The sequence below is a fragment of the Peribacillus sp. CSMR9 genome (assembly GCF_033141925.1).
In the GTDB taxonomy this organism is placed as follows: domain Bacteria; phylum Bacillota; class Bacilli; order Bacillales; family DSM-1321; genus Peribacillus; species Peribacillus simplex_A.
This window is the reverse complement of sequence record NZ_JAOPHO010000027.1, coordinates 24,556-49,095: the sequence shown is the minus strand read 5'-3', so window position 1 is coordinate 49,095 and position 24,540 is coordinate 24,556. Positions and strand designations below refer to the sequence as shown.

Here is a 24,540-nt window from a genome sequence, read left to right as displayed (position 1 = left end):
ATTCCATTTTTTATTTCTACCTATTTTAGTATGGGCATAAACCAATATATAATTCGCAAAAGGCTATCATTTATTCTTTAATGAATTCCTTGGTGCTTCTTACTGTATCAATGGGACGGACCAACTTTTCGATTTGATCCCTTTTCGGTTCTAAGAACGGTGGTAAAGATAACTTTTCCCCAAGCGTTTCATATGGCTCATCCCCCATAAATCCAGGACCATCAGTGGCAAACTCGAATAAAATTTGCGGCGCCACTCGCACGTAAAGCGACTCAAAAAAGTGACGATCAACATAACCGGAAGTATGAAATTGGAAGCTTTCCATTCTTTTGATCCATTCTTCAAGAACGGAACGGTCTTCTACACGGAAGGCTGTATGGTGAACAGTCCCAAAACCCTGCCGTGCCTGAGGAAGGATCGAATTATGTTCGACAATTACTTGTGCACCATTCCCACCTTCCCCTACTTCGAATAAATGAAATGATCCTTCAGTGTCTATTTCTTTGAATAATAGGACTTTTTCCATCATTTCTTTAAAGTATTCGAAGTTGGCGATGCGAATGAAAATTGGTCCTAATCCTGTAATTGCATACTCCAGGGGAATCGGTCCTTTTTGCCAAGGGATTCCAGCTGCAATCCCTTCATTGTTTTCATCTGAGATCAATTGATATTGCTGATCATCAAAATCAACAAAAGAAATGATCTTTTTACCAAATTGTTCTTGGATTCCTGTATTCCCCACTTCTAATCGATCGAAGCGCTTAACCCAATAATCTAATGCTGCATCATTCGGTACACGGAAGGATGTTTTTGAAATCTCATTAGTCCCATGCACTCCTTTTGGAATACCAGGAAAGTCGAAGAAAGTCATGTCAGTACCTGGACCGCCTACATCGTCAGCAAAAAACAGGTGATACGTTTGGATATCATCTTGGTTAACTGTTTTCTTGACTAAACGCATGCCTAATATATTTGTGAAAAATTCATAATTCTTTTCTGCACTGCTTGTTATGGCCGTTACGTGGTGTATTCCTTTTAATCCGTTCATATTTTATTCCTCCCATTAAAACAATTCAACTTTTGGATGTTCAGCTTCTTTCTTAATTCCCTACATTTTTCCTTCAATAAGAGTGGCCTATTCATTAAAGGAGGTTTATTATCTCGAATTAATATATCTTTATTTAAAGATAATTTATCATGAATAACATTTGTTGTCAACAACATTACCTCAAATTAATATATCTCAACTTCAAAATAATTTAAGGCAAAAAAAAACGCCCTTGTCCATTTTCATTTCTATAATTTCCCCTAAAGCAAATACCATTTTTGAATATAGGTTACTGCTATAGCTATAAGTCGCGGCAAAGACGATCCATCACTTCTTTGGCAAAATTGAATCAGAATTAAATGTGTTTTAATACGAAAGCCCCCAGGAAAAAACAAATCCTTTACGTGAGGGCTATTTCGTTTTGTTTTTTTATTTTACTTGACGCAATTCCCCTTGTTTTTCGGATGAAGAATTTGTACCATCATTTACTTTTGACTTCTTAGAAGAAAGATAAACTCCTGCGAAAATAATAAGCAGGCCAATAATTACATTAGGATTAATCGCTTCTCCCAGCAGGACATAGCCCCAAACCATAGCGGTTGCAGGAATAAGATATGTGACCGTTGCGGCTAACTCTGGGCTGCCATTTTTATTGATGTAGAAATAGATCAGCTGTCCTAGCCCAGAGCCAAAGCACCCAAGTCCGACTATGGATAAAACCGTTAGCGGTTCCAACAACATCACTGGCTTAATCGGCTCTGTTATCAGCATCCCGATCAAACCGATAACGGCACCCGTGAGCAGCGTAAACGTCGTAATGACCAATATGCTGGTATTGGAAAGAAATCTTTTCGTAAATTGGCCGGCAAAACCATAACAGGTGGACGCTAGCAGCATTGTCCCAATCCCAATGAATTCCTTGCCGAAAAGCTGACCGACTTGAAAATCCATCAATACTAGAATTCCGAAAAAACCGATAAGAATGCCCACCCATTGTCGGGCGGTTAAAACATATGAAAAAATGATAAATCCGATGATCCCCGTCCAGATCGGAGTGGTTGCATTAAGAATCGATGCCGTGCTGCTGTTAATCTCTGTTTCACTTAAAGCTATTAATCCCCATGCTAATCCACAATTGAAGATTCCGACAACGACCAGTGCTTTCCACGGCAATTTCCAATTGATATTCCTGCGCTTCAACCATAAAATGGGAAGCAGCATAACAGCACCTGCCAAACAGCGGAGAAAAACAATTCCCCAAATGCCCGCTGGCGGGAGCAGCCACTTCATAAAAACAAACGATAAACCCCATATCAAACTAAGGCCGATTAAAGCCCCGTATAATCGAAGCATGATGTTCCCCCTTCCTACTTTCTTATTATGACAAACATTGTTATGGATTTCATATAAAATATAAGATGAACTTGAAATTTATTTTCTGCCAAAATCGGTATAGAGCAGGATAAAAATGCCACAGATTTCGAATCAAATAAATGTTTTTTCATATCATAAAAAACTAAAGAAGCTGGAGCTCATTAAAGAAGGCAAGCCAGTCTATAGGCTTGCCTTTATCTGAAAAATAAAGTAAAAAAACTTAACATGTTATTTCGTTTCTTCTTCCTACCGCCCGTTTAAATTCTGTGCTAAGTTTTGAGGTAATACTTTACATGTTCACCCATCACTGTGCCGGTACAACATTTAAAAATTCACAATATTCATTGCTAATATATCGAATTTATCGACAATTACAATTCCATAATATGTACTTTCAAATACCATATCTAATAGTTTATTATTGGAGAATTGTCCATTAAGTCTCCTTTACCCAGAATCATTTACCATATAATGCCGCGCTTTTGTTCAATACATCCTTACAAAATGAAAATTTTTCAAAAAATTACTGCGAAATAAAGTGTTTTTAAAAAAATCGGGCGAGATATTATATGCCCTCTCTAGCGTAATCAAATAGATTATTTTTTCACGCTTCTATGGTTTTTATTTATCGCAAAAAAAGTCTGGCAAACTTTTTTATAGTTGCTAGACTTACGTTCATTTTTAAGATTCACCCCCGATATAAACGATATAAACGGCAGATTTTGATGATTACTGATCTGTATTATATGAACTATAAATGGATGGTATTGAAAGTAATAATAATTTATGAAATAGTCACTTGTTCGAACATTACTCTTCAGGTGCTTGGTCTATACTCGCTGTAGCCTCGTCTCCAATAAATACAAGGTAAAAGTTTATTATTTGCCCGACTTGCTGCAACGTATAAGATCCGAGAAAATTCTAAGGTCGTTTGACGATAGACTCAACTTGAAGGGTGGTATTCTGTGGATGATTGATTATCCCCATTGGCTGAATGGAACAGAAAGCACCTGTTTTATTGATTGTTAATGTACCCTTCTCCCATATCTTCAGGTTTCACCTTACCTGTTCGGACTTTTTGGGCAAGTTCACGGACATCCTTGGCAATTTCCTTAATTGATTTTTCATCGGAATGATTAATAACGGAAATACAAGGTTCGTTCCTCCGTGCCCATCATTTAATAGGCTGCCAGGTCCCGCAGTGCCTTTTCGACTTTTTCAGGATTCACCATGAAGGATTTCTCCAATGCTGGGGAATATGGCATCGCTGGAACATCCGGGCCTGCCAGTCTCATGATTGGAGCATCCAGATCGAAGAGGCAGTTTTCTGCAATAATTGCCGATACTTCACCAATGATGCTCCCCTCCTTATTATCTTCAGTAATCAATAGGACCTTTCCTGTTTTCGATGCAGCTTCAATAATGGCTTCTTGATCCAATGGATAAACGGTTCGCAGATCAAGTATATGAACGGATATGCCATCACTGGCAAGTCTTTCAGCTGCCTGAAGCGCAAAATGAACACAAAGGCCGTAAGTAATCACGGTAACGTCCTCGCCCTCACGTTTTACATCCGCTTTACCAATGGGTAAAACATAATCATCAGTCGGCACTTCTTCTTTAATAAGGCGATAGGCACGTTTATGTTCAAAGAAAAGGACTGGGTCCTCATCCCGAATTGCCGCTTTCAATAACCCTTTCACATCATAGGGCGTAGATGGCATGACAATTTTAAGTCCTGGCTGATTGGCAAAAATGGCTTCAACAGATTGTGAATGGTATAACGCGCCATGTACTCCCCCGCCGTATGGAGCCCTGATGACGATAGGGCATTGCCAGTCATTATTGGAGCGATAACGAATTTTTGCAGCTTCTGAAATGATTTGGTTGATTGCAGGCATGATAAAATCAGCAAATTGCATTTCTGCAATCGGCCTCATCCCATACATGGCCGCGCCAATGCCCACTCCTGCGATTGCTGATTCAGCAAGCGGGGTATCAATGACCCGCTGTTCCCCGAATTGTTCGTATAAACCAGATGTCGCTTTAAAAACGCCGCCTTTTTTCCCTACGTCCTCCCCTAAGACAAATACACGGGAATCACGTTCCATTTCTTCTCGCATAGCCATTATAACGGCATCTATATAAGATATCACTGCCATCTTCTTTCCTCCTTACTTATCTGCATAAACGTATTTTGAAAGCGTGTCTTCATTTGCAAATGGAGCATTTTCCGCATAATCCGTCGCTTCGTTCACAACTTCCATTATTTCCTCGTTCATTTGTTTCTCTAGTTGATCATCCATGATCCCTACAGCTTTTAAATAGGCCCCGAATGTAATGATTGAATCTATTTTTTTTGCCTCCGATACTTCTTCAGGCGACCTGTATTGACTATCATCATCGTCGCTTGAATGGGGTGTCAACCTGTATGAAACCGTTTCAATCAAGCTTGGTCCTTCACCACGCCTTCCCCTCTCAGCCGCTTCTTTCACCACCCGGTATACTTCGATCGGATCATTTCCATCAACCGTCACCCCTGGCATGCCATAACCAATGGCTCGGTCCGACACTTTGCTGCAAGCCAATTGTTTTTCGATAGGGACGGAAATGGCATATTGATTATTCTCGCACATCAAGATAACCGGAAGTTTATGTACACCTGCAAAATTCGCTCCTTCATGGAAATCACCTTGGTTTGATGACCCTTCACCAAATGTAACGAATGAAACGATATCTTTTCCTTCCATTTTTGCAGCGAGTGCAATCCCCACTGCATGCGGCACTTGAGTAGTAACTGGCGAAGATCCCGTTACGATGCGATTCTTTTTTTGCCCAAAATGCCCAGGCATTTGCCTTCCGCCTGAATTCGGATCTTCCGCTTTTGCAAAACTGGATAACATTAAATCTCTGGCGGTCATCCCAAATGCAAGCACTACCCCAAGATCCCGGTAATAGGGAAGGATATAATCCTTTTCACGATTTAAAGCAAACGCAGCACCCACTTGAGCTGCTTCTTGTCCTTGACAAGAAACGACGAATGGAATTTTTCCAGATCTGTTCAACAGCCACATCCGTTCATCTATACGTCTTGCCAACAACATCACTTTATACATCTCTAGCACATTTTCATCACTCAGACCTGCTTGCAGATGACGGTTTTCAACCATATGTCATCATCCCTCCTAATAATCAGAACATTTTACTTTAAAACCCAAATGCTGGTCCTCATACTGGCACCCTTTTCAAACGGGAGTGCTGTATCACGAAACACTATTGTTTCTCTTTAGCTATCTCTTTGTCTCGCAAACTAAATTCGCTTATGTTTTCTCGAAGGAAGAAAAATCTCCATTATGTAAACATGCTTTCTATTTAACACCCATACATTCTCATTTACGTTATCATCTAGTATTATTACCTGGTACTAATCCAATTCAATATTATCCTAACACTTTTTATCACATATTTTCAACTAATTTCACTTTGTAAAACAGATCAATTTTCTTGTCTAGTGAATTAAGAACATGAAAAAATGTGTTGTTTGAATTTCCTAAACGACTTTGCCTGAAGTACAAAGCCTATTTATGTACGAACCAAAGTCAAGAAAAACACCGGAATGATGAAAGCGTTTTTTTTGTTGACTAAGTTGAAAAATAGATGTAAATTAAAATAATTCATAAAAATAAATGTTCAGTTTGGAACAGTTTAATAAAGAAAGAATGGTGATGTTGAGTGAAGAATGAAAAACAAATAATTCGATCAGTACAACTATTGCGTTCATTTTGGAACGTGCAGAAAAATATCATGCGATTCGTTCAAAAGACAGCGGCAGAAAATGATTTAACAGTTCCGCAATACTCCATTTTGATGACCATTTCCCCTCATAAGGAGACCACTCAAAAAATAGTTGGGGAGAAAACGTTTCTTCCAAAAAGCACACTGAGTCAAGCGGTCGATGGCCTTGTTCGGGCAGGCATGCTCCAACGAGAGCATGTGGAGGGCAACCGGCGTGAGATTCAGTTGTCAATCACCGAAAAGGGGAAAAATACATTAAAAATGATTCATTTTCAAGAAAGCAGTATCCACCAAATATTTCAATCGGCGATTGAATTGCTTTCTGAAGAACAGTTTGAAGAGTTGCTTGAAACGCATCTTCAAATTACAAACTTTTTAGAAGCTCAAGCAACAGAAAAAGGAGAGTGTACAAAATGATAAAAATACTGAAAAATTTATCCGTTTATAAGTGGATTATTTCAGCAGTTATCGGTCTGGTTTTTATTCAATCGATGTCGGACCTCTTTTTACCTACACTCATGGCGGATATTATTGATAAAGGCGTCGTTCGAGGTGACACTCCTTACATTTGGAAAATCGGTGGTTTGATGCTGTTGGTTTCAGCACTTGGCGCTTGTGCTTCCATAATCGCAAGCTACTATTCGTCCAAAGCAGCAATGGGAATGGGACGGGATCTCCGGCTGAGAGTCTTTAATCATGTAGAAAAATTTTCGTTACAAGAATTTGACGAAGTCGGTACCGCGTCATTGATTACACGGACGACCAATGATATAACACAAGTCCAGCAAGTGGTTATCATGATGCTACGTATGGTAATCAGTGCACCCATCATGTTAGTCGGTGGAGTGATCATGGCAGTATCCATGGATGCAAAATTATCCCTTGTCATTGTCGTCACTATGCCTTTTTTGATTGGTTCCATCCTGCTTATTCTATCCAAAGGTGTACCTCTTTTTCAAAAGGTGCAAAAACGATTAGACCGGTTAAACCTTGTATTAAGAGAAAATTTAACTGGAATTCGTGTCATTCGTGCCTTCAATCGTGAAACACAAGAAAAAGAACGTCTTAAGAAAGCAAATAAAGAATTGACAGATGTCTCGATCAAAGTCAATAAAATCATGGCGTTCATGATGCCTGTAATGATGCTTGTCATGAACTTGACGGTTGTTGGTATCATTTGGTTCGGAGGAGTTCGTATTGATAACGGCGGCATGCAGATCGGGGACTTAATGGCCTTTATCCAATATGTAATGCAAATTATGTTCGCCCTTGTAATGGCATCCATGATGTTCGTTATGGTTCCACGCGCGGCCGTATCCGCAACGAGGATAAACGAGGTCCTTGACATGAAACCTTCATTCTTAGATGAAGGGACAGAAAAGGCAGATCGTGAACACGGTACACTTGAATTTGAACATGTGACCTTCAGTTACCCAGGGGCAGAAGAGCCTGCATTATCGGATATCAGTTTTTCTGCAAGACCTGGTGAAATCACCGCAATAATCGGTGGAACTGGTTCAGGGAAAACGACGCTCGTCAATTTGATCCCTCGCTTCTATGATACTTTAAGTGGGACAATTCGCGTCAATGGTGTTGATATTCGTAATTCATCACAAGATGAAGTTCGGTCAAAAATTGGCTTTGTACCACAAAAGGCTGTCCTCTTTACAGGTACCATTGCTGAAAACATTCGCTTTGGAAAACAAACCGCCACACAAGATGAAATTGAGCATGCTGCCCGTATCGCGCAAGCTGAAGATTTTATCAGTAACATGAAAGACGGCTATCATGCAGAAATAGAACAAGGAGGCTCAAACCTATCAGGAGGGCAAAAGCAACGGCTTTCGATTGCACGGGCACTCATTAGGAAACCTGATATTTATATATTTGATGATAGTTTTTCTGCACTAGACTTCAAGACAGATGCCAACCTTCGTGCAGCCTTGAAAGATGAAACGAAAAATGCGACGGTACTACTCGTTGCACAGCGGGTCAGTACGGTCGTTGACGCTGACCGAATCATTGTATTGGACGAAGGACACATTGCGGGTATGGGAACACACCAAGAATTGCTAAGTACAAACGACATATACCGTGAAATCGCCTTATCACAGCTCTCAGAGGAGGAAATTGCATGAGTAATCAAAAAAAACCTCAAAGCGGCGGTCAGATGGGGCATGGTCCTGGTGGCGGTAACATGATGATGATGGGTCAAAAAGCAAAAGATTTTAAAGGAACACTAAGACGTCTCTTGGCCTATTTAAAACCGCGGCGCAACAAATTGATTGCCGTGTTCTTCGCTGCAATCATGAGTACGATTTTCATGATTGTCGGACCAAAAATCATGGGAACGGCGATTACGGAATTATTCGAAGGGGCTTACGGGAAATTTCAAGGAATACCTGGAGCAGCTATTAATTTTGATAAAATTGGCCAGATTCTTCTACTACTTGCTGGACTGTATGTCTTAAGCAGCCTTTTCAACTATGTACAACAATACATTATGTCCAGTGTTGCACAAGAAACGGTATATGATCTACGGGAAGATGTTAATAAAAAGCTCGAGAAACTTCCTCTCAAATATTTTGAAGGACGTCCTAACGGGGAAACACTTAGCCGAATGACAAATGATATTGATACAATCGGGAGCACCCTTCAACAAAGCTTAACGCAGTTCATCACATCAATCGTCACGATTTTGGGGATTATCATCATGATGCTTTCCATTAGCCCGTTATTGACATTAATCTCGATAGTCAGCTTACCTTTGTCAATATTTGCAATCCGGCCTATTTTAAAAAGATCCCAAAAACATTTTGCCGATCAACAGCGTACACTTGGGCAATTAAATGGGCACATTGAAGAGATGTACACTGGCCATCAAGTCGTTAAAGCATTCGGACATGAAAAAAAGGCAAGTGCCCAGTTTACTAAGGTTAATGAAGAATTGTATAAAGCGGGAAGAAAGGCACAGTTTATATCTGGAATCATCATGCCCATGATGTTTTTTATCGGAAATTTGAGCTATGTCCTCATCAGCGTTGTCGGCGGAATATTGGTAACGCAACGTTCGATCTCAATTGGTGATATTCAAGCATTCATCACATATTCAAAGCAGTTCACCCAGCCGATCACACAAACAGCCAACATCGCAAACATTATTCAGTCAACGGTTGCAGCAGCTGAGCGTGTCTTTGAGCTACTTGATGAAGAAGAGGAAATGAAAGAAAAAACCACAGCTAAAATAAGGAGAGCAAATGGTGCTGTCACTTTTGAACATGTCGACTTTGGATATGGGGAAGAAATGTTAATTAAAGATATGAACATCGATGTTTCGTCTGGACAGACGGTCGCAATTGTTGGACCGACTGGTGCTGGAAAAACGACTATGATAAATCTCTTGATGAGATTTTATGAACTAAATGGCGGAAAGATTAAAATTGATGGTCTGGATACACGGAATATGTCCAGGAATGATCTTCGTAAGAACTTTGGGATGGTGCTTCAAGATACCTGGCTCTTTAATGGCACGATTAAGGATAATATTGCATATGGAAAAAATGGAGCAACAGATGAAGAAATTTTTACAGCTGCTCGGACGGCACATGCCGACCATTTCATTCGGACACTGCCAGATGGTTATGAGACAGTTTTGAACGAAGAAGCTTCGAACATCTCACAAGGACAAAAGCAGCTTTTGACAATCGCACGAGCTGTTCTTGCAGATCCACCAATCATGATATTGGATGAAGCTACGTCGAGTGTGGACACTCGGACCGAAGTCTTTATCCAAAAGGCGATGAACAGACTGATGGAAGGACGGACTAGCTTTGTCATTGCCCATCGTCTCTCAACGATTAAGGATGCAGATTTAATTCTCGTTATGGATCAAGGAAAAGTGATTGAGCAAGGAACGCATTCGGAACTATTAGAAGTAAATGGTTTCTACGCAGAACTTTACAATAGTCAGTTTACTGAAAATGTAGCTGGTTAATAAGAAAGAGGCTCGATTTCCATTCGGAATCGAGCCTCTCTTTATAATATTCTTACCCACAACCACTCCATGCTTACACCGATTAGTCACCCATAAATAAGCGAAAACTTATAAGCTGTATCAATATCCCCTTTTATTTCCCTTTTTCATAAATTCCCAATCTACCTTAATATTTTTTCTGACCCTTTGAAGAAGATGAAACACCGCTTCCGTTTCTTCCAAAGAAAATCCAGATAATGCAACCTTGTCGGTATACTCCCCTTCTTTCTGTAAAAAGGGATAGACCTTTTCACCTTTATCAGTAGGATATAACTTTTTATTTTTTTTGTTGCCCTCATCATTTTTCTTTTCGATAAAACCTAGAATTTCAAGTTTTTAAATGGCACGAGCTGCTGTCGTTCGGTGACCTTTATCATTTCTGCTAACTTTTCTTGAATGATTCCTGGATTTTCACATATTCGGACAAAATACAAATACTGCCCTTTTGTAAGGTCAAATTCTTTAAATTCGATATTACTTATAGAGTCCAATGCCCTTGCTATCATTCCAATTTCACGGAGTATTTCCTTCATTCAAAAAGCCTCTGACTTTTTGTTGTATTTTCAACAAAAATAATTTCATTTATACTATAAAAAGGATATACATTTATTATGACTTGTCTTATTAAATAAATCTAGAAAAGGGATGAAGAACATTGGATTCAAAAAGAATAACTACTGAAAATGATTTAAAAATAGCCTTTCATATCAGAAAAGAAGTATTTGTCGAGGAACAAGGTTTCCCATTAGAATTTGAATTTGATGAATTTGATACACTTATTGCTTTATCTGAACACATATTAGTCTATTATAATGAACAACCAGTCGGAACTGGAAGGTTAAGAGTTGTTGATGGTTTAGGTAAATTGGAGAGAATTTGCATCTTGGAGCCTTACCGTAAATTTGGTCTAGGGAAAATAATACTTAAAACGTTGGAAGAAATTGCAAAAGAACAAGGTATTACTCAGGTTAAATTACATGGGCAAACACAGGCAGAGGGCTTTTATAAAAAACTCGGCTATCAAACTTCATCCGATGTCTTTATGGAAGATGGCGGTCCACATCTTTTAATGAAAAAAGAATTAATTAATGAATAAGTATGTTAAATGTAAGTAAAACAAAAATTAACCTCTATCTGATGGGGATCAGACTATTAACCCTTGGTTGTTCTTTAACTATCCAATCAGACCTTGGAACATCACCATTTGGCGCCCTTTTGGACGGGCTTTCCATACAAGTCTACCTTACTGTCGGAAGCTGGGAATTCATAATAGCCTTTATCATGATATTTTTAAATTCGCTTTTAAAAAGGCAAAGACCAGAATTTTTGGTCTGCAGACAGCTTTTATAACAGGTCTTGGTAATTGAATATGGCTTTGGTACAGCCAGAACAAATACTCAATAAACTTGTCTGTTTAGCTGTTGGGTTAACTGTTATAGGACTAGGAACGGCTATCTACTTACATGCAAATTTTGCTCCTATAGACCGTTTGATGTTGATCATTCAAGATTTAACTGGAATGATTATATTTTCAAAAACATTAATTTATCTTGTTTTGGTAATCACATTCAATGGATCAATTGGTATCAGGACTCTATTAACCGGTTGTTTAGGAGGGCCTTTTCTCAATTACTTTATCCCATTAACTAGTAGTTTATTAAATAACCCCATTCCATCAGCAAATAGAGATAAAGATAAAGATAAAGATAAAGATAAAAACCATTCTATATAGGACGGTTTTTATCTTTATTTTTCAGTTTCATTCCACAATCTGTCCCTTTTATGAAGCAACTAAAGCTTAATTTCTCACTTTCCATCGAGGAAATAGGCTTATTTATATTTGGATTTCCTTAACGTTGTAAATCCGCGTATTTCCGGTTCAAGCTAAGGAACCGTAATAACTTCAAGCCCTTTATAACACGAAATGTTATAAAGGGCTCCGCCTTTTCATTACACAACGGGTGCTTTTTCATGAACAAGCGGGTGAAGCGCTTGAGTCTCATCAATGTAAACAAAAGCATCATATCTATTTGACAATACAGAAGGTACATAGTTTCCATATTGTTCATATTCCGGTCTGTATACAACCCCAATCGCCCGATGTCCAATCCTATCTTGGAATAGCTGCCGATTTTCATCATTGAAAATGAGCAACTTATCATACGCCCCCGAAAGGTGCATAGCCTCCTCCCAACTTCCCTTCATTGCCGGGGGTACTGTTTTTATTTCAAAATCCATGCCCCACTCGTCTGCTGCAATTACAGTTCCCCTGTAGGTTCCGAAACCTGTGATAAATACATCTTCAGTTGGGTTTTGCTCACGAATGACCTGGCCGACATTAATCATCCCGGAATCTCTCATATCAGTAGCACTGGCATCGCCAACATGGGTATTATGTTCCCACACAATCGCCTTGCCTTCAGAACCGTAAAAATCCATAATTTCATTAAGTACATCCACCATATGCATATCTCGAATATTCCATGATCTATCGTCATGAACTACCATTGTCCTGTAATAATTTTCTGCATTATACGCCACCAGTGCATTCACTTGAAGATTCAAATTCAATTCTTCGTGATGGGGGTATTTTTCTTTTTTTCGCTGAATAGTTGTCAGTAATTCGGCTACTTCCTCTATACAGTCTTCCGAATAAATGCCTGCCGAAACTGCGTACTCTTCGTTATTCCGATTGAATGGCTCAAAACATGTGAACGCCTGTCTGGCAGCATCGAGGTCAGGTGAATCAATTTGCTTTAAGTAATGGATGACTTCATCCATGGATTCCCAAAGACTATAGATATCGATTCCATAAAATCCAATTTTCGTTTGATTTTGTCCAGACTCATTGTATTGTTTCATCCATTCGATCAAGTCGATTATTTCCTCGTTTGCCCACATCCAGGTCGGCCAGCGGTCAAAACTCTTAAGAACATCCTGTGCGGATTTAGTTTCTAGGTCATAACCTTTAACATATCTATTAATTGCCTGGCATGCGGGCCAATCGCCTTCAACGGCTACAAAGGTGAACCCTTTTTCTTTAATCAGTGTTTTTGTTATTTCAACTCGGGCCGTGTAAAACTCGGATGTTCCATGTGATGCCTCACCCAGCAAAACAAATTTTGAATTTTTAACTTGTTGAACGAGCTTATCCCAATCAGCTTCACTTGTAAGCGGGACTGAATGTTCGATTATTGACTGAACCAGATTATGATGCACTGTTTTTCCTCCTATTCTTTTCACGACCATTATCGTTTGTATTCAGCATTATAAGAATTTGAACCTGCGTGTACTGATAATAGTGTATCAGCGTATCCTACTAGACGATTTACAAGTTCATCACAAATGGAGTAAACCAGCTGAAAATTTTCTTCCTCAAATAGAGCATAGTCATCCAGAATAACCGTAGTGTTAATGAACATATCTTTGTTTCCATATAGATTGTAGTGAACTATAACCTTTCCAGCAGCGCCTCCAGTAACTGGATCCTTAAAGCCGGGAATAAAAACAAACCATTCTTCAGCAGTAGCAGACCTGAAGTTTTTTGTGAAAGACATTCGCTCGGTTACATTCTGTATCTTTTTTAAATCTTCCGGGTTTATATCCTTGATCTTATTCATTCCATAGCCACCCTTAACACCCTTGTTAATAATCATCCGTTATAGATTTTCCTTAAGGGACCAATCCTATAAATATTATTATGAAAAAATGACTTTCCCCGGAAAAAAGCACGCCTGAACCGCCTAGACTGACATAAACTTCAGGAGAACCAAATTATTTGCCATATACTTATTATTGTTCAGATTCTTCATTAATTTTAGGTAAGAATCGGTCGGTCAGAATATCACTTAATATCACTGCCCAAAAGGGGACAAACTATATTTGAAATAAGAAAGGAGATGTGAGACATGACAAAAAAATTTAATAAAGGAAGCCGAAATCAAAATTCACCGCAATTACACGGACAAGCTCCTGTTAGTGGGGACAACAGTAAAGGAAATAAAAGAAATAAAGATCAAAGTTCAAAAAGAGATAGTGGAATTTAAATGAAACAAACCGGTCATATTGAAGTGAACCCAAAAAGTTAGACACTTTATTTAATTAGACAGCCTTGAGGGCATGAACCCGGTAAACTACTGGGCTCATGCCTTTTGATTTCGCTTAGATTCGTCGGTGATTGAAGTGGATATAATCTTCTAGTTCTTGTTTAAAATGCTGTCGGTGATCGGCATTCGGAAGGGCTGAAAATTTTATGCATATTAAATCTGACCGGAAAGTGGGATTTGAAGCAGGCCTTCACAACAGGTGGCATGCCAAGTTCGCACTAATCCTATGTGGGAGCGAATAAAGGCTGTTTGCATACGGAGACATCTCCTGCGACAGTGTTTGCCGTGATTGTGATGAATGATGCTCAGGGGATTCGGCGCCATACAGGTGCTAAGCTTGTGAATGATCTTGAAGATAATCTGCGAAGTTTTCTGGAGAGTTTCCGAGTTTTGAGTTTGTGGAGCGTGAGAAAGAACTAAATGAACTGCTCGGACATTAGCCTGTGGAAGTGGGAGCTGATGAACTGCTTGGAGTTGTACTTGGGTTTATGTCGGGTAAATTGGAGGATGGCAAGCCCTCAAAAATCAAACGGCTGAAAACGGTGGATAAGCCTTCATATTCTAAATCTTGAAGTAATGTATAAAAATTTCATAACGCTTATATTAATACGTTCCTATGCTATTAAAATAGACGAACAATAACTTAAGATAATGGGTTTTTAACAGTTCAAAACCGAATAATTTATCTCAATGAATTTAGAGCCGAAAATGACCTAGGCCTCTCTGCTTATTAGAAAGGCTTAGGTCATTTCATGTCCCCAAAATCAGTTCTTCCGGGACATTTTCATAGCGAAAGAGTACATATCCGATCTGAATAATCCTTTATAATATTCTACTAAGTTACCATCAGAATCAAAAATCATCCGTTCTGTAATCAGCAAACACATCGTTTCTTTTATCCCCAAATGTTCTGCATCTTCTTTTGTTGGAAAGCCGCAGGTTATAATTTGTTCCGCTTCACAAAAGTTAATGTTCAGATCTCCTTCGAGTGCGTCATACAATACGGTGGTACTTAAATCGAATTTCGTCAATTCTTTTCCTAGGTCCAAAGAATAATAATGCAATTCAATGGCTATGGGGACATCCCCCTGTAGTCGCAGCCTTTTAATATGGTAAGATTCATCTTCAAAACCATTTGCATCAGCTATATTTTCAGGCGTCATTACACGGCCATGATCCAGTAATTCAATCCCCATGCCTTTAGTGGTTTCAGTGAAACTTATCATTTTAAGCCATTCCTGTACGGGTTTAAGGGAAACGAACGTTCCCTTCCCATGCCTTTTTTCCAATATCCCCTCACGAACCAGGATGGATACGGCTTCCCGTACAGTGCTTCTGCTGACTGAATACATATCCATTAGTTCCCTTTCACTCGGGATTTTGTCTTTATAATAACCTTCTAAAATCTGATTTTCCAATATGGTTTTTAATTGAGCGTGTAATGGGATTGGATTTTTAAAGTCTAACTCCATAAAATTTCCTCCAAACAGAAAAAGACATCGTAATGTTCGTATCAGTTCTTATATTGTAAACCAAATAGTTATAATTTTCAAACATGCCAACACTCACTTTTCCTTATATTGGGATTTGACGGATTATCCATTGTTTCTTTTCCAATACAACTCACATTCAAAAACCGTTTTCTATGAATGAATAAATAAGCCCCGATTAGTACTCGTATTCAGGGTATCCTATATGCACCCTTCACCACAAGTGGAAGATTAAACAATAAAGTACGAGATTATGGAAAGCAGCAAAGAGGTAATGGTCATGGCTAAAAGAGGACGCATGGCTTTTGTGCGCAGTGCCTGCAGGCTTACATTCAGTCCAAGACCGATCATGGCCATTGTCAATATGAAGGTAGTCGTATTGGAAATACCATCCATTACGATTGGAGACACAGTAATATAAGTTCCAAACACATAACTTCCAATTAGACTCATGATTATAAAACCAACGAGGAACCAGGGAAAATCAATTTTGGCATCATGGCCCATTTTCCCGGATGTACGTTTTTTCATCCAATACATAAAAATGAAGCATAAAGGGATAAGTAAAAAGACACGGCCCAATTTTGCGAGGAGTGCAATCGCTAGCGCATCTTCACCAGCCGGAGCTCCTGCCAATGCAACATGGGCGATTTCATGAAGACTGATTCCAGACCATATACCATAATCCAAAGCGGACATCGGTAGGATTGGACGTAAAAGGGTATAAACAATGGAGAAAAGCGTTCCCATTAAAGCGATTATCCCGACGCCTATGGCTGTATCTTCTTCCTTTGCTTTCACGATTGGAGATATTGCCGCAATAGCCGCTGCACCGCATATCCCAGTTCCAACAGCAAGAAGAAGGGAAATGGAGGCATCTGCCTTAAACCACTTTGCAATCAGGACCATCACGACTATGGCAAATGTTACTGTCCCTATGTCACGTACCAACAATGGCAAACCCTGATTGAAAATCACATCAATATTTAACTTCAATCCGTATAAAATAATGGCAAAACGCAAAAGTTTTTTAGCGGAAAATTCAATTCCCGTCCGGAATTTTTCTGGATAACCAGCGATTTGACGATAAATCACGGCAATGATGATCGAACACGCAAGAGGACCGATTCGATTGAATCCTGTAATCTTGGACAGCCCCAAGCCTAAAAGTGCTATAAAAAAGGTAAAAGCGATACCGCCCATCCATAAAAGCACCTTATTTTGAAGAGGTGAATTCGAATTTTGCTGTTCCTGACACGTTTCTTCCATTGGCTCATATTTTTCTAATTCCATACATTCCTTCCCCCTTCCCAGATAACCTGAATCATTAGGATCATCCCCTACTTTCAATCGTTTGAAAAAGATCGGTCTCTTCTATATTAGTAGGTGAATTCCCTTTGATAAAATACTCGGATTCCTTTAAAAAAGGCAAGTTCGGCTTTTGGTTTCCCCACAGTTCAGGAACGGCTAGAGTCTGGGAACGATGATATCTTAAAGCTCGGATCTTTTTCTGTAAAGTCCCTGCTATATTCACTCTTGTGATTCTGCTCAGCCCGTTTTCCTTTAACCATTCATCATAAAACACATGCCAAAGGACAAAGTACAGACTTTGAACTTTAAAAGGTGGAAATACTGGATCTGGATAAAAATCGGGATCACCGGATTTTAGAAAAGCAAATTCGGCAGCACGGCCAATCGCACAATGGTCTGGATGCCCGCCATATTTCTCATGGAATGTTACTAGTGCATTCGGTTGAACCTCACGAATCACCTTTACGATTCTCACCGCCAATAAATCGAAGCTTTCAAATTCAATCGTTTTATCCCTTACGTGTAAAAATCGCAGGTCGCTGATCCCCAATTCTTCACAAGCTCTTTTTAACTCCTCTACCCTTAGTTCAGGCAATGCCTCCCTTGTAGTAAGAATGGGATTTCCCATGCGCCTGCCCATTTCGCCTTTTGTCGCACATAGTAAAGTTATATGAACACCTCTTTCAGACATTTTGGCAATGGTTCCGCCACACAGGAATGATTCATCATCGGGATGAGCAAGAACCACCAATAACCTTTGTTGTGATTGCATATTTCCTCCTACTTCGGATTCAACAGTTTTCCCACACTGTGAGACCCAATATGAAAAAATGGACATGGGATGTCAAAACGATTAGACATATCATGCCCATCTTCAAATTCGTCTATAAATATAGCACCCTAAAGCTAATCATCTTTTATGGTTAGCATAATTCATATAAAACGGATTTAACCGTTTCTATGACAAAGCGTAAATCTTCAACGGTCGAAGATAAAGGCGGTGCAATGATCAATACATTTCCATATCCAGGAACTGTATCACCATTCCGGCCGATGATAAGGCCCTTTTCCTTGCAAGCCCCTATTATTTTACCCATGAACACATCGGAAACAGGTGTTTTTTTCTTTTTATCTTCCACTAATTCAATGCCATATAAAAATCCAACACCACGTACTTCCCCTACTTTATCCAGTGCTGTCAATTCAAAGAGCTCACTGAGTGTCGATTCACTGAGTTCAGATACTCGTTGAACGATTTTTTCATTTTCTATGATTTCAATATTCTTTAGAGCAACTGCGCAAGATGCTGGATGGCCTCCATATGTTGACACATGCCTGAAATGATTTAACTTTCCATTCTCTTTGAATTTCTCATATATCCTAGAATTCACTGCAGTTGCTCCAAGTGGAAGATAACCGCTGGTTAAACCCTTTGCCATCGTTACAATATCAGGTTGGACACCATCGGAGTGCATGAATCCAAACATTTTTCCGGTTCTTCCAAAACCTGAAACCACTTCATCCACAATCAAGAGAACATCATGCTTCTTACAGATTTCTGAAACTCTTGTTAGGTATTCTTTCGAAGGAATGAGGACCCCGCCACCAGAGATGAATGGTTCAAGAATAACACCGGCTACCGTTTCGGACCCTTCAAAATTAATTACCTGATCGATATATTCGGCTGCTAGCAAATCGGAGTTTTCAACGTTTTCCCCAAATGGGCTTCGATAACTGTACGGCGGTGGCACATGCAGGAAACCTGGAACCGCCGGGTCATATTTCACTCTCCGGTTCGCCTGTGCGGTCGCGCTTAGCGCCCCGAAAGTATTACCATGATAAGCTCTATACCTAGAGATGAATTTGTATTTACCTGGATTTCCATTTTGTGAATGATATTGCCTGGCAATCTTGAAAGCTGTCTCATTCGCCTCAGAGCCGCTGTTCGTAAAAAAAGTGGTATAGGAGCCCTTTAAATGTTCACTTATTTTTGCAGATAATTCGATTGCCGGCTTATGGCTTAACGTTAAAGGGAAGTAAGATAAGTTAATCATTTGTTCATAGGCTGCCTGCGCGATTTCTTTTCGTCCGTGACCAAGATTCAAGCACCATAAACCGGAAACCCCATCTAAATATTTATTACCTTTAGTATCTGTGAACCATGAACCGGATCCTTCTGTAGCCATCATGGGAGCATCCTTCTCATTATAGCGATGCATCGCATGCCATAAATGGTCTTTATCCATTTGAACAAGGTCTTTCGTTTCAGTTTCCATCTTCACTATTGAAACCCCCTTATTTTTCATTAATTGCAATTAAGTTAAGTTCCAATGCTGTTACAGATCTTTAGAGCGAATCGGTGATGGAACGATAACCCAAATTCAGGTCATCGCACAAGTCATATCACTCTTTTCGAACCATTATTTATCCCAGTTTTTATGATCTAAATGAGAATATTTTTCTAATAATCTAGTAGGCATTTTTAATGCATCTTTTCTAAATGGAGGAGCTAATTGTGTTCCATCCACTTGTATATCAATGACAGTCGGTTTGTTTGATTTTATTGCTTTTTCAATGACAGAACCCAATTCCTCAGGTTTTTCCACTCTAATGCCGACAGCACCCATAGATCGGGCAACTTCTGCAAAATCAGGATTTTGAATATCAGCCCCTACAAAACGGTTATTATAAAAATCGACCTGGTTCTTTTTCTCTGCGCACCATGCATTATTATTGAAGACACATGCTATGACCGGTATGTTTTCTTCTACAGCCGTACTCACTTCATGTAAGCTCATTCCCCATGCGCCATCTCCAACAATGGCTATAACAGGTGTATTTGGCTCAGCTAATTTGGCACCTAATGCGGATGGGTAAGCAAATCCCGTATTCCCGAAAGTAAGCGCAGCGATATGCCTGCGGCTCTGATTGAATTTCAAGTAAGCGTTTGCAGTTGACGATACATTACCGATATCTGTAGTAACGATGGCATTTTCGGGCAACACTTTAGTCAATTCCAATAGGGCACGACGCGGATTGATCGGGGTTCCATCAATCATCGCAAGTTTCACCAATTCTTCTTCCCATTTTTGTTTTTCATTCGTTACTTCGACAATCCGCCCTTTTTCTTGTTTTAGGTTAGGTTTACTAGCCTTCAACCGTTTCAAGATTTCACGACTCGCTTCACGGGCGTCTCCGATGATCCCGACTTCCACAGGGTGCGTCCTCGCTATTTGCCTTGGGTTAATATCTATTTGGATGATTTGCGCATCTTTAGGGAAATAATCAATGTCATAGCATGGTAACGTTCCAAATACCGATAATCTTGTACCGACCGCCAATATGACGTCCGCTTTCTTAAGTGTATTCATGGCAGCCTTTGAACCCATGTAACCGATTGGGCCGACTGACAATGGATGATCAGCAGGAAAGGCATCATTATGCATATAGGAGACAGCTACCGGAGCCGTTAAATATTCTGCAATATTCTTAATTTCCTCAATACCATCTGAATCAACCGTTCCCCTCCCGGAAATGATGACAGGATACTCAGCCTCAGCTAAAATTTCAGCTGCTCTATCCAAGGATGCAGAAGATCCGCAGCCCCTTTCATCTACGCGATATTGATGTGGCTGAAGTATTTGATCTTCCACTTCACCATAGAAGTAATCACGGGGGATATCGAATAAAACCGGTCCCCTTTCGGCATAGGCAATCCGGAATGCTGTCCTCAGGCAATCAGCGACCCGGCCTGGGTGTGTCACTCTAACCGTTTCTTTCGTGATTGCCTTGAAGATGGATACCTGATCACATTCTTGAAAACCATCCCATCCAACTGTTGGTGTACCAGCTGAAGGTGATATGACCACCATTGGAGTATGAGCTTGATTGGCCGCTGCAACAGAGGTGACCATATTCGTCATTCCAGGTCCGTTTTGCCCGATGACAACTCCTGCAACACCTGATACACGACAATACGCATCTTCCATATGTGCTGCACTTTGTTCATGGCGGACACCAATGAAACGAATGCCTGCAGTTGGCAATAAATCAAGCATATCCATGAAAGCCGATCCCAGAATTCCAGAAATATGTTTAACTCCCTCAGCCACTAATGTCTCAACGATGGCTTCACTTGGTGTCATTTTAACTTTCGTTCCTCTTAACATTTTTGTTTCGACCATAGCACATTCTCCTTAATTTTAGTTATTTCTGATAACGACGTTGCGACGTCCGTACCAGTTATAAGATGTATAATACTACCATTGGATGAAACAGTCAATAAATAAATTGAATATTTTGAATTAATTTAAAACCTTTAACTATAATAGTCACTAACTCATATATTTGAATCTTTTTTAACCAATAAATATATCCTTACTTTCTGTCAATCTGTAGTTGATCCTATCGATGATCTCCAATAAATCACCTATATCATCAATTACGAAATCGGCACCTGCATTCCAAAAACGATTTTCTGCATGTTTCATCCGTTTTTGCAGATCATATGGGCCCATTTCGTTGATTTCTGCTTCTGAAAGGCCGATTTCACTGCCGCCCTTCAATACGGCAACAGTCCACATTCCTGCAGAAATGCCTTCTTTGATGTCACTTATCGTATCGCCAACTTTAACGATTTTACTGAGTGGATACACTTGGAGATTCATCGCCGTCTTAAAGCACATCCAAGGGGCAGGCCTTCCTGTAGGCACTTCGGTAGACGCAACGATGGAATCTGGTTGATAGCCCCATTTTTCCGCCTCTTGTTTAACAACATCAATCATTTCACGAGTGTACCCTGTTGTCGAACCGATTTTTATTCCTTGCTGCCTTAAACGGCTGACTAATTCAATTACGCCCGGTATTGGCTTGGCGTTTTCCTTGAGAACCTTAAAAAGCAAAGCCTCAAAGTCCATATATAATGATTTTAGATCTCTTTCGTCCGGTTCTTTCCCGAATTTAGCAATCCATAAATTGGAGATTCGTTTCATTTTCAGGAGTTCCATTATATGATCCATTTTCAATAAACCCATAGGTTCCCTTGCTTCCTTAATGGTAATATCTATCCCCCTTATCCTGAAAATCTCGACAAATGCTTGGACTGGTGCAAAACAACCATAATCCACCGTCGTTCCTGCCCAATCAAATATCACAGCCTGAACCTCTTTGCATTCTTTTGCACTATCCAAACTATGTCCCCTCCTATCGCTTACCCCCTCCAAAATCACCGAACTTGCTAAACCTGTTAAAACCCATAAATTTCCCACTGGTGATAACCTGGGTATAAAGAGAATTTCATTTCACTTCTTCCAAAAATAACTGTAGATCTTCTTTAGTAGCTTCAGAGAGTCGTTTTATCTTTTCAAGGTCCTTATCCGGATTCCCTGACTCCCCAATTAATGGGTAAAGGTTTTTCTCAATCCGTTCATACCAATCAGGGTATTCATTCTCCACTTGCTTTTCTATCGAATCCCAAGTAGAACTGATCTCTTTTCCCATTTCTTGAATTTTCCCTGAATCCGCCTCCGTACTTATTTCTGATTCCAATCCTTTAATGGATTGAATCACATCGTCGAAACCTTTTTTAATAACCTCTGCATTTTGGGTTTCACCCGTATTTGAATCTGGATTTTCATTCATGACTGGACTATTTTCTTGTTGGGCCACGTCTGGTTCGCTTGAATTGTTGCAGCCTGACAGCAATATGGCTCCAAGGACAACCCCACTAGTAATTACACGGAAACCATTCAACATAATCCCTCCTTCATGATTTAAAGACAGATGTCACCAAGCACTTGTTGGCGCAACTCTCTTTTTCTATGGGAAATCATATTCTAGCTGATTAGTGATTGAAGAATTTTGTCTGAGGAATTCCATAGAAGTAAACGAAGCATTACCTTAAATTAAATCAATGGTATAGAGCCAAAGCTATAACTTTTCAGAATTAGGGGAACCAGAAACAATATTTAATTCATTCTCCATATACTTCGCTTTTTTTCGCCGAAGGAAAAAGAATGAACAGATAACGATCAAGCTAAATAGCATGGTAAAGATAAACTGTGGACGCTGCGAATCGATAAATGCCATTAATATTAACACGGAAATCATGGAAATTATGGTCGCATAAGTCAAATACGGGAATAACCACATCTTGATTTTGAAAACTCCGGGATTCTCTTTCTCCATTCTCTTCCTTAATCGGAGATGTGAAACCGCAATGGCCAGATAAACAAGAATTCCGACTCCACCCGAGGAATTCACTAAAAAGAAAAAGATTTTATCAGGTGAAACATAACTAAAAATGGTGCTGATAAAGGCAAATAAGGTAGAGCCGACTACAGCAAATATAGGAACGCCGTTTTTGCTCACTTTTGAAAATAACCTTGGAGCGTCGCCTTTTTGTGCAAGTGAAAATAACATGCGTGAACTCGTATATAATCCCGAATTCAAACAGGAAAGCAATGCAATGAGAATCACTAAATTCATGATCAGGGCAGCAGAAGGGATACCCATCATTTCAAGTACGGCAACAAATGGACTTTTCAGCAAAGAAGCCGAATTCCAGGGTAATAGCGTCACTAGTATGGCGATGGACCCAATATAGAAAATCAGGATTCGCCAAACTACACTATTCAATGCACTTCTAACTGACTTTACCGGATCACTGGTCTCACCAGCAGCAATCGCGGGAATCTCCACTCCAACAAAAGCATGAAAAACAATTGCGACACCAACAAGCACAGAACTTATCCCATTTGGAATAAAACCGCCAAAATTCAAAAGATTAGAAGTGCCAGGTGGTTTTATCGTTGGGATAAAACCTAATATCACTGCCACGCCCAGGAACAAAAAAAGGATGATACTGATTATTTTAATGATTGAAAACCAGTATTCGAACTCACCAAACGATTTTACGGAAAAAATATTCGTCATTTTCAATAGGATAATCAAAGATAGACTTATGACCCAGACGGGAACGGAAGGAAGCCAGCTGTGTATGATTGCAGCTCCCGCTGTTGCTTCCAAAGCGATTACGATAACCCAAAAGAACCAATATAACCAACCTGTTGTAAAACCGGCCCATTCACCAATCCCCTCTCTTGCATAAACGGCAAAAGATCCAGTATTTGGATTCACTGTGGCCATTTCCCCAAGCATCCTCATGACTAAAACAACGATCAAGCCTGCCAAAACATATGATAAAATCGCCCCGGGGCCCGTTTGACCAATAATGATACCGCTTCCTACGAATAAACCAGCCCCTATGACACCACTCAAAGATATCATCGTTAAATGTCTTTGTTTCAGACCTGGCTTCAGTTCTTCCTGTTGATGTTTCATACCCTCCACCAACTTTCAATATTTTGGGGAATCAACTAAGAT

The 24,540-nt window shown here is 39.7% G+C and carries 19 protein-coding genes and 4 pseudogenes; 7 read left to right on the top strand and 16 right to left on the bottom strand.

Going from position 1 to position 24,540, the window contains the following annotated elements; genetic code table 11:
• Nucleotides 1-70: 70 nt before the first annotated feature.
• From N9I19_RS13765 to N9I19_RS13745, 5 genes and pseudogenes are all read right to left on the bottom strand, one after another.
• Entirely contained in the window at nt 71-1,048 is a 978-nt protein-coding gene (locus N9I19_RS13765; protein WP_061462838.1) for a ring-cleaving dioxygenase, read from the bottom strand.
• Nucleotides 1,049-1,477: 429 nt separating this feature from the next.
• The gene (locus tag N9I19_RS13760; protein ID WP_061462837.1) at nt 1,478-2,401 is read right to left on the bottom strand and encodes a DMT family transporter; all 924 of its coding nucleotides are present in this window, start codon (nt 2,399-2,401) and stop codon (nt 1,478-1,480) included.
• 945 nt (nt 2,402-3,346) lie between these two features.
• Nucleotides 3,347-3,566, bottom strand: a pseudogene (locus N9I19_RS13755) (2-oxo acid dehydrogenase subunit E2); the annotation flags it as partial.
• A gap of 34 nt (nt 3,567-3,600) precedes the next feature.
• Nucleotides 3,601-4,584: an alpha-ketoacid dehydrogenase subunit beta gene (locus N9I19_RS13750; protein ID WP_317778102.1), complete on the bottom strand. Its 984-nt coding sequence runs from the start codon at nt 4,582-4,584 to the stop codon at nt 3,601-3,603.
• 12 nt (nt 4,585-4,596) lie between these two features.
• The gene (locus N9I19_RS13745) at nt 4,597-5,592 is read right to left on the bottom strand and encodes a thiamine pyrophosphate-dependent dehydrogenase E1 component subunit alpha (RefSeq protein ID WP_061462835.1); all 996 of its coding nucleotides are present in this window, start codon (nt 5,590-5,592) and stop codon (nt 4,597-4,599) included.
• 562 nt (nt 5,593-6,154) lie between these two features.
• Here N9I19_RS13745 and N9I19_RS13740 point away from each other — a divergent pair.
• The 3 genes from N9I19_RS13740 to N9I19_RS13730 are packed head-to-tail and all read left to right on the top strand — an operon-like array spanning nt 6,155 to nt 10,211.
• Nucleotides 6,155-6,634 (top strand): MarR family winged helix-turn-helix transcriptional regulator, encoded by a 480-nt coding sequence (locus tag N9I19_RS13740; RefSeq protein WP_317778101.1) that lies wholly within the window; start codon nt 6,155-6,157, stop codon nt 6,632-6,634.
• Complete coding sequence (locus N9I19_RS13735) at nt 6,631-8,355, top strand: ABC transporter ATP-binding protein (RefSeq protein WP_317778100.1); 1,725 nt, start codon at nt 6,631-6,633, stop codon at nt 8,353-8,355. The genes N9I19_RS13740 and N9I19_RS13735 overlap by 4 nt, the downstream gene beginning before the upstream one ends.
• Complete coding sequence (locus tag N9I19_RS13730; protein WP_317778099.1) at nt 8,352-10,211, top strand: ABC transporter ATP-binding protein; 1,860 nt, start codon at nt 8,352-8,354, stop codon at nt 10,209-10,211. Before N9I19_RS13735 ends, N9I19_RS13730 begins: the two co-directional genes overlap by 4 nt.
• Before the next feature lie 120 nt (nt 10,212-10,331).
• Here the strand turns inward: N9I19_RS13730 and N9I19_RS13725 are convergent.
• Nucleotides 10,332-10,783, bottom strand: a pseudogene (locus N9I19_RS13725) (MarR family winged helix-turn-helix transcriptional regulator).
• A gap of 122 nt (nt 10,784-10,905) precedes the next feature.
• Here N9I19_RS13725 and N9I19_RS13720 point away from each other — a divergent pair.
• On the top strand, nt 10,906-11,346 hold the full coding sequence (locus N9I19_RS13720; protein ID WP_317778098.1) for a GNAT family N-acetyltransferase: 441 nt from the start codon (nt 10,906-10,908) through the stop codon (nt 11,344-11,346).
• A 2-nt stretch (nt 11,347-11,348) separates the two neighbouring features.
• Nucleotides 11,349-11,982: pseudogene (locus N9I19_RS13715) on the top strand (YczE/YyaS/YitT family protein).
• A gap of 218 nt (nt 11,983-12,200) precedes the next feature.
• On the opposite strand, the gene N9I19_RS13710 reads toward N9I19_RS13715, so the two are convergent.
• Nucleotides 12,201-13,469 carry an erythromycin esterase family protein gene (locus N9I19_RS13710; protein ID WP_317778097.1) on the bottom strand — a complete coding sequence of 423 codons (1,269 nt, stop codon included), beginning with the start codon at nt 13,467-13,469 and terminating at the stop codon, nt 12,201-12,203.
• A gap of 29 nt (nt 13,470-13,498) precedes the next feature.
• On the bottom strand, nt 13,499-13,870 hold the full coding sequence (locus tag N9I19_RS13705) for a hypothetical protein (RefSeq protein WP_089363320.1): 372 nt from the start codon (nt 13,868-13,870) through the stop codon (nt 13,499-13,501).
• Between the two features lie 288 nt (nt 13,871-14,158).
• Between N9I19_RS13705 and N9I19_RS13700 the strand changes: the two genes are divergently transcribed.
• Together N9I19_RS13700 and N9I19_RS25250 are read left to right on the top strand one after the other, a co-directional pair.
• Nucleotides 14,159-14,296 (top strand): hypothetical protein, encoded by a 138-nt coding sequence (locus N9I19_RS13700; protein ID WP_167555979.1) that lies wholly within the window; start codon nt 14,159-14,161, stop codon nt 14,294-14,296.
• 195 nt (nt 14,297-14,491) lie between these two features.
• Nucleotides 14,492-14,928: pseudogene (locus N9I19_RS25250) on the top strand (divergent PAP2 family protein).
• 192 nt (nt 14,929-15,120) lie between these two features.
• Here N9I19_RS25250 and N9I19_RS13690 read toward each other — a convergent pair.
• From N9I19_RS13690 to N9I19_RS13655, 8 genes are all read right to left on the bottom strand, one after another.
• Entirely contained in the window at nt 15,121-15,828 is a 708-nt protein-coding gene (locus N9I19_RS13690) for a GntR family transcriptional regulator (RefSeq protein WP_089363302.1), read from the bottom strand.
• 249 nt (nt 15,829-16,077) lie between these two features.
• A complete protein-coding gene (locus N9I19_RS13685) occupies nt 16,078-17,115 on the bottom strand; it encodes a YeiH family protein (RefSeq protein WP_284472084.1) in 1,038 nt (345 codons plus the stop codon).
• Between the two features lie 64 nt (nt 17,116-17,179).
• Complete coding sequence (locus N9I19_RS13680) at nt 17,180-17,929, bottom strand: PIG-L deacetylase family protein (protein WP_317778095.1); 750 nt, start codon at nt 17,927-17,929, stop codon at nt 17,180-17,182.
• A gap of 151 nt (nt 17,930-18,080) precedes the next feature.
• Nucleotides 18,081-19,433 carry an aminotransferase gene (locus N9I19_RS13675; protein ID WP_317778112.1) on the bottom strand — a complete coding sequence of 451 codons (1,353 nt, stop codon included), beginning with the start codon at nt 19,431-19,433 and terminating at the stop codon, nt 18,081-18,083.
• 144 nt (nt 19,434-19,577) lie between these two features.
• Nucleotides 19,578-21,341, bottom strand: a complete 1,764-nt coding sequence (gene xsc, locus N9I19_RS13670) for a sulfoacetaldehyde acetyltransferase (protein WP_061462826.1) — start codon at nt 21,339-21,341, stop codon at nt 19,578-19,580.
• A 174-nt stretch (nt 21,342-21,515) separates the two neighbouring features.
• A complete protein-coding gene (gene phnX / locus N9I19_RS13665) occupies nt 21,516-22,346 on the bottom strand; it encodes a phosphonoacetaldehyde hydrolase (protein ID WP_317778094.1) in 831 nt (276 codons plus the stop codon).
• A gap of 106 nt (nt 22,347-22,452) precedes the next feature.
• Entirely contained in the window at nt 22,453-22,911 is a 459-nt protein-coding gene (locus N9I19_RS13660) for a hypothetical protein (RefSeq protein WP_317778093.1), read from the bottom strand.
• Between the two features lie 174 nt (nt 22,912-23,085).
• The gene (locus tag N9I19_RS13655; protein WP_089363297.1) at nt 23,086-24,498 is read right to left on the bottom strand and encodes an amino acid permease; all 1,413 of its coding nucleotides are present in this window, start codon (nt 24,496-24,498) and stop codon (nt 23,086-23,088) included.
• Nucleotides 24,499-24,540: the final 42 nt, after the last annotated feature.